Here is a 7,240-nt window from a genome sequence, read left to right on the forward strand (position 1 = left end):
CCTTCCTTTGCAGGAAGAAGCGAAATGCATCGCGCTCGCCGCTTACAGTTGCAGGGACAGCCTCGGATTCAGGCGGCGAACCACCCTCACCGCGTTCCCTATTAAGTCCCTCTCAGGACACCGACGCGATCATGCCAGCCTGCTTCAAAAGCAGTTCAGCGGCGCCGATGTATCCCGATCAATGCTCTTGAGCAATCGCCATAACCGAACGTCACGGTCTAGCGTCCAGGCGGCGTCCTCTAGCGCAACCTGCTTTTCCAATAGCGGACGGAACGCTCCTGTTGCAACGCGGCAACAACATCGTATGATACGCTATATCATGTCGAAGCTAGATTGAGGCTTATGCCCGATAATAACGGTAACCCTATTGCTATCCACGAACTGGCGGTTGCCTATGGCAACCATCGCGTTCTCGACGGTCTATCGCTCGATGTTCCCGCCAGCAGCATCACGGCATTGCTGGGTGGCAACGGAGCGGGCAAGTCGACCACCTTGTCCGCTCTGCTTGGCTTTGTGCGCGCCGATGCGGGACAGATCGCAGTCTGCGGCATCGATCCAGGGGCTGACGCTGACGCGGCACGCCGACGCATTGCCTATCTCCCCGAAAACGTCGCGCTGTACGAGCATCTAAGCGCGGTTGAAAATGCCGATTACCTGCTGGCACTGGCGGATCAACGTCAGGACCGCGGAACGATCACCGCTGCGCTGGCTGCTGCCGGGTTGCAGGACCGGGCTTGGGACCAGCGGCTGGGCGGCTTCTCCAAGGGGATGCGGCAGAAGGTCGCGATTGCAGTGGCGCTGCTGCGTGAAGTGCCGGTGCTGCTGCTCGACGAGCCGACCTCCGGTCTCGACCCGCGCGCAACCGCCGACTTCAACGCGCTGCTCTTGAAAGTGCGCGACCGTGGCACCGCGGTGCTCATGGTAACGCACGACCTCTTATCTGCCGCCGATGTCGCCGACCGCATCGCCTTCCTTGAACAGGGCCGGATCGTCGAGGATGTCACGGCCACCGGGTCCGAACGGTTCGACATTCGGGCCCTGCATGCCCGGTTCCAGGTCGGCGTAGAGACCCGTGCCGCATGAGTGCGACGCACCTGATCGCGCGCGATGAACTCCGGTTGATGGCGCGCAACCGCGTCGCGGTGATCGCGCTTGTTCTGCTCGTCCTGTTGACCCTGGCGGCTGTACTTAGTTCATGGTCGCACCAACGCGGCATTGCCGAGCTGCGCACGCGGCATCAGCAGGTGGCCGCTGCGGCGTTCAAGGCTCAACCCGATCGCCACCCGCACCGCATGGTCCATTACGGCACCTTCATCTATCGACCGTTGGGTGCGTTGGCCGCGTTCGATCCCGGTGTTGATGCCTTCACGGGCAACAGCATGTTTCTCGAAGGCCACCGCCAGAACAGTGCCAATTTTGGCGACGTGCGGCAAAGCTCGCTGCTTGTCCGCTTTGGACAACTCACCCCCGCCTTCGTCCTCCAGGTAGTCGCCCCATTACTGCTGATCTTCCTGGGCTTCGGCGTGCTGGCGCGCGAGACCGAACGAGGAACACTGCGATTACTGATGCTGCAGGGTGTCTCGCGCGGACAGCTGGTACGCGGCAAGCTTGCCGCGCTCGGGATCGTGGCCGTGATTGTCGGATTTCCGGCGATGGTCGGTTTTGTCGCAGTCGTCGCGCAACCCGGCACGCTGGCGTTGCCAATGGCGGCCATCGGGCTTGGCTATGCGCTGTATCTTGCGTTGTGGGTCGTGCTGATCCTGCTTGCGTCGGGCTTTGCCCGGCGCGGGCGCGATGCCCTCCTTGCACTGCTGGCAATATGGACAGTCGCGGTCGTGCTGCTGCCGCGCATCGCCCCCGACATCGCGGGGGCCGCGGTGCCGCTCCAGAACCGTCTTCAGACCGATGTCGCCATCGCGCGCGACCTGCGCCAGCTGGGTGACAGTCACAATCCCGACGATCCGCATCTGGCAGCCTTCAAGCGGTCGGTCCTGCAACGCTACGGCGCAACCCGGGTCGAGGATCTGCCGGTGAACTACAAAGGACTACTGGCGATGGAGGGGGAGCGGCTGACGTCCGGCCTGTTCGATCGCTATGCAGGTGCCAGTTTCGCGGCACAGACCGCACAGAACCGGTTGGTCGATGCGATCGGCGTGCTGAGCCCGACTATTGCGATCCGCGCACTGTCGATGGCTGCGGCCGACACCGACTTTGCCGGTCATCGCCGCTTCCTCGAACAGGCGGAGGCGTATCGCTACGCCCTCGTGCAGCGGCTCAACCGGATGGAGGCCAAGAATGTCAGCTACGCCGACGATATAGCCGAGGATGCTGGTGCCGATCGCCGCAAGCGGATTGCAGCGGACAATTGGCAGCATATGCCTGATTTCGCCTTCGTTGCGCCAAGCGCCGCGACGCTCGCGACCGCGGCGCTGCCTGGGATCATTATCCTGGGACTATGGCTGGCCGTCGCCACACTGCTGCTCACGCGTGTGACCCGTCGTCTGGGAGCCCGTCAATGACGCTGTGGATGCATGAACTGGGCCTGTTGCTCCGTGCGCGACTAAGCGTCGTGGCACTGATCCTGCTGGCGATACTCACCGCCGCTGCCGTCACCGCAGGCATGGTGGAAATCTCCCGGCAGCGCACCGCGATCGCCGCAATCCCGGCCGCGCAATCCGAAGATATTGCGGCCGTTGCCGACTATGTCGATAGGACCAAGGACGCGGGCAGTGCGGGCTATTACAGCTTCCACCCAACCTGGGACGCACCGTCCCCCCTGGCCTTCGCCGCACTCGGGATGCGCGACGTCTCGCCCTACATTCTGCGAGTCCGGGCGTTGGGGCTGGAAGCGCAGATCTATGATGGCGACGTCTTCAATCCTGAACTCGCTTTGCCAGGCCGGTTCGATTTTGCGTTCGTCCTCGTCTTCCTCGCGCCGTTATTCGTGGTCGCGTTGTTCCATGATCTGACGTCCGGAGAACGCGAGGCGGGGCGGCTGCGGATGCTGGATGCTCTACCGCGGGGTGGCGCAAAGCTGCTGCGGCGACGTATGCTGCTGCGTATCGCGCTGTTATGGGCGGCGCTTGCCGTGCCCTTCCTCGTTGCCGCGGTAGCGTCCGGTGTCGGGGGCGTAGCGATCTTTGCGGTTCTCTCCGTGATCCTCGCTTACCTCCTGTTTTGGATGGCACTCGCCGCACTGGTCGCGAGGCTCCGCTGGAGCTCGATTGCAAACGCTGCAACGCTCGCAGCGTGCTGGCTTGTACTGGTGCTCGTCCTGCCGACACTGGCGCACGTCGCAATCAACCGCGCCGTGCCGATCGGTCAGGGCGCAGAGATCGCGCTTGCCCAGCGCGAAATGGTCAACCGCGCCTGGGACATTCCCCGCGAAACGACGATGCGCCGCTTCTATGCCGGTCATCCCGAATGGGCGGACTCTGCCCCGCTTGGGTCGGCCTTCCATTACAAATGGTATTTCGCCTTCCATCAGGTCGGTGACGAAAGCGTCGCAACCAAGGTCCGTGCCTATCGAAGCGGGTTGGAACGCCGCGATGCCGCTGCGCGCATACTTGGGTGGGTGCTGCCTTCGGTGGGAGTACAGGCTTTGCTGACCCGGCTGGCTGACACCGACGTTCGCGCACAGCTCGCATATCAGAACCGAGTGCGTGCCTTCCACGCCAGGCTGCGCAATTTCTACTACGGGTATCTGTTTCGCGACCGGCCGTTTGGTAGAGCCGACTTTGGCCGAGCACCGAGCTTTACCGCTCGAATAAATGCCGCGGGTGAATCAGGCGAGGCCGCTGACCAGTGACGATACCACTTCTCCACGGCGGTAGTCGCTAACCCGGCGCTACCAGGCCTTCCGCTCTTCAAAAAAGCGACCATTGGCAACCCGCCAAACATAATAAGATAACATCACCTAAGGGGATCTACATGCGATCATTCGCGATAGCGCTTGCCGCCACCGCTGCTATGCCGATGCCTGCGTTGGCGCAGGAGGTCGTTCGGGAAGCCGACGCAGTCGAAGACAATGATGAGGCCCGCGAGATCATCGTTACGGGCAGTCGTTTTGGCGGCCGCACGACAACGCAATCGTCGACGCCAGTGGACGCCATATCGCGTGAGGCGCTGCAACAGAGTGGGCGTGTCGATCTCATCCAGATGCTGAAGGTTCAGGTGCCGAGCTTCAGCGCGCCGCGACCGCTGGCATCAGGTGTCGGCGACTTCATCCAGCCGCCTTCCCTGCGCGGACTAGGGGCCGGCGAACTGCTGGTCCTGATCAATGGCAAACGTCGCCACACCACGGCCGACCTCAATTCGAGCAACGGCATCGGTCGCGGCGACGTCGCGGTTGATTTCAACGCCATCCCGACCCTTGCGATGTCGAGGATCGAAGTGCTGCGCGATGGTGCTGCCGCCCAATACGGCTCGGACGCGATCTCGGGTGTCATCAACATCATCCTCGACCGCTCGCTCGGCACCATCGCGCAGGCGGGCTATGTGCAGACTACGAAGGGCGACGGCGACACCTACGAGGCAAGTGCCTCCACAGGCATCCCGCTCGGAGCAAACGGCGTCCTGCGCCTGACCGCGGCTTACCAAGACCGGGACGGCACCAATCGTGCGCGGGCGGATACGCGGCAGCAGTATTTCGGGACGAACGCCGCTGGTCGGCCAGTCGCGCCTTCTGGCAACTATGGCTCCGGTGTTGGACTGACACCATCGAACGGGACGCTCGACCCGCGGGAAGCCGGGTTCGACCGGAACGTATTCCAGCAGGGAGATCAGCCAAACCGAAACTACCAGCTCTTCTACAACCTCGTCGCGCCCCTGCCAGGGGGGACCGAACTTTATAGCTTTGGTGGATACAATCGCCTCGATGGCGACATCCAGTATTTCTTCCGCCGTCCTGGACAGGAGGAGACGGTACGCGCGCTCTACCCGGACGGCTACAGCCCGGGCCTCGACACCAGGCTGGAGAACATTTCCACCGCGATCGGTCTGCGTGGAGATGATCTGGCAGGGTTCGGTTGGGACCTGTCGACCGTCTATGGCGTCAGCACCGTCCGCACGACTTACGTCGACAGCGTCAACGTGTCCTTGGGGGCTGCCTCCCCGTCGCGCTTTTACCGCGGCGGTAGCGATTTCTATCAATGGACCTCGAACCTCGATTTCACACGAGAGATCCCGGTCGGTGACGATCAGCCGGTAAGACTGGCGTTCGGCACCGAGTATCGCGAGGAAGCCTACCGTCTTTTCTCGGGGGCGCCCGATGGTTATCGCAATGGCGGGGTATTGATCCCGGATGGCCCTAATGCCGGTCGTCCGGGGCCGATTGGTTCGCAACCTGGACCAAGCAACGGGCCCGATGATCGTGCGTCGATCGCTCGCGATAGCGTCGCGTTGTATGGCGAAGTGGAAAAGCAGTTTTTCGGCGGGCTGCTGTTATCAGGTGCGGCCAGGCATGAACGTTATTCCGACTTCGGCAGTACCACGAATTTCAAGGCTGCCGGGCGGCTCGGTCTGTTCGGCGGGCTTGCGCTGCGAGGCTCTTACAACACCGGCTTTCGCGCGCCTGCGCTGGCACAGTCCGGCTATAACGCATCGAATACGCTGATCCTCAACGGCGCCCAGGCAATCGTGCGGGTGGCGGCAGTCGACAATCCTGCAGCGCGGCTAGCGGGCGCGACTGACCTGAAACCTGAACAGTCACGCAACGTGTCTATCGGTACCGTCTTCGAGGCCGGCGGTTTCACGGCGACGCTCGATGCCTACCGGATTAAGGTGCGTGACCGCATCGCCATTTCATCGACCTTTCAGGACGCCCGCCTGACCAACTATCTGGCCGCCAATGGCCAGTCTGGCTTCGCTGCGTTGTCGTTCCTGACCAACGCAGTCGACACGGAGACAAAGGGCATCGATCTGGTCATGAACTACCGACATCGCTTTGGAGACGGAAGCCGGATCACAGCCACGCTTGCTGGCAATTACAACAAGACGACGTTCGACAGAATCGCGGGCACCCCGGCGCCGATCGCGGCACTGGGCATCACCACGCCACTCTTTGATCTCACCCAGCAGCTCCGCTTCTCTGACAGCCTACCGCGCGACAAGATCACGCTGGATCTGAATTATGCGCGAGGGCCGTTTACGTTCTCCGTCACCAACACCCGGTATGGTCGCGTCGCGACGGTAGCGTTGCTTAATCGTACGCCGGCCCAAGTCGCAGCATTGGTTCAGGGCTATGACGTTCGCTTGGTTCCCTCGACGGGTAGTGCGGCGAACTCAGACATCGTCCACCGCTTTGGTGCCAAGATCCTGACGGATATCGATGTCGGCTGGCAGGCAACCCGTGCGCTTAAGCTAAGCGTCGGAGCGCAGAACGTCTTCGACATCTATCCGGACCAGAATATCGCCTCAACGGTCTCTAGCGTTGCGGTCGGGACCAATGGCGCCGATAATGCCGGCACCCAGCCTTACAACGCCGTTTCCCCCTTCGGATTTAACGGCAGATCCGTGTTCATGCGCGGGAGTTATAGCTTTTAGGACCCCGTGATTGAGGGCGGAATGTTGATCGTAGCGATAGTTGAAAGGGTCCTGCTACGTCGCTCCCCTCGAAGCCCGCGCTGGCTCAGACTGGAGTCTCCCGCCCTTCGCACTGTCTGAACGACGAAGCCAGTTTGTGGGCACCTATGTGGAAAACCCAGTCGAAATCACTATTGTGCGACAAACAGGTGTTTTGCGACGCCTGGGTGAACCGGCTGGGGCTTAGCGTATCTAAGTCCGTTCGATGTACCGCCCTCCGAATGCAGCTTCAGCGGTGCTGTTTGAATGGGTGCCGTATGGTCCTGTTTGGTTAGGGCTTCAACCGGACTAGGCGAGGAAATTGACTAAAATTCGATACGCCGTTTTTTTCGTAAAACTGACCAGCCTGAGGCGGTGAGCTAAGGGCATACCCAAAAGGCACTGCTGCGGTGTCGATTGAGGACGCAATCTGATGATGGTGGGGGAGGGGGTGAGGGGCCCCCGGTTTCTCATCCAGGTCAAGGCTGAGTTTCCGGCGTTCATTCGGCCGCGATCTTGGCCGCGGCAGCAGCATATTCGACCGGCGTCAGTCAGCAAAGCGACGTGTGAGGACGGCTCTCGTTGTAGTCTCGCCGCCAGGCCTCGATCTTTTTTGCTCAGGTGCCCCCGCGACCGGTTCCCCCCGAACAGACGGCACAGCCTGCTACAACCAGCGCAC

At 61.8% G+C, this 7,240-nt stretch carries 4 protein-coding genes, 1 pseudogene and 1 riboswitch; of the genes and pseudogenes, 4 read left to right on the forward strand and 1 reads right to left on the reverse strand.

Annotated elements, in window-relative coordinates; all coding sequences use genetic code 11:
• A riboswitch (cobalamin riboswitch) is annotated at nucleotides 1-140 on the reverse strand. This riboswitch is flagged as partial in the annotation.
• 202 nt (nucleotides 141-342) lie between these two features.
• The 4 genes from IFT87_RS19945 (at nucleotide 343) to IFT87_RS19960 (ending at nucleotide 6,543) form a co-directional block, all read left to right on the forward strand.
• Nucleotides 343-1,083 carry an ABC transporter ATP-binding protein gene (locus IFT87_RS19945; RefSeq protein WP_192191731.1) on the forward strand — a complete coding sequence of 247 codons (741 nt, stop codon included), beginning with the start codon at nucleotides 343-345 and terminating at the stop codon, nucleotides 1,081-1,083.
• Nucleotides 1,080-2,519 carry an ABC transporter permease gene (locus IFT87_RS19950; protein WP_192191732.1) on the forward strand — a complete coding sequence of 480 codons (1,440 nt, stop codon included), beginning with the start codon at nucleotides 1,080-1,082 and terminating at the stop codon, nucleotides 2,517-2,519. Before IFT87_RS19945 ends, IFT87_RS19950 begins: the two co-directional genes overlap by 4 nt.
• Entirely contained in the window at nucleotides 2,516-3,808 is a 1,293-nt protein-coding gene (locus IFT87_RS19955; protein WP_192191733.1) for a DUF3526 domain-containing protein, read from the forward strand. The genes IFT87_RS19950 and IFT87_RS19955 overlap by 4 nt, the downstream gene beginning before the upstream one ends.
• A 122-nt stretch (nucleotides 3,809-3,930) precedes the next feature.
• Entirely contained in the window at nucleotides 3,931-6,543 is a 2,613-nt protein-coding gene (locus IFT87_RS19960) for a TonB-dependent receptor plug domain-containing protein (RefSeq protein ID WP_197975387.1), read from the forward strand.
• A 569-nt stretch (nucleotides 6,544-7,112) separates the two neighbouring features.
• Here IFT87_RS19960 and IFT87_RS20805 read toward each other — a convergent pair.
• Nucleotides 7,113-7,175, reverse strand: a pseudogene (locus IFT87_RS20805) (integrase core domain-containing protein); the annotation flags it as partial.
• Nucleotides 7,176-7,240: the final 65 nt, after the last annotated feature.

The sequence above is a fragment of the Sphingomonas sp. CFBP 8765 genome (genome assembly GCF_014841445.1).
In the GTDB taxonomy this organism is placed as follows: domain Bacteria; phylum Pseudomonadota; class Alphaproteobacteria; order Sphingomonadales; family Sphingomonadaceae; genus Sphingomonas; species Sphingomonas aerolata.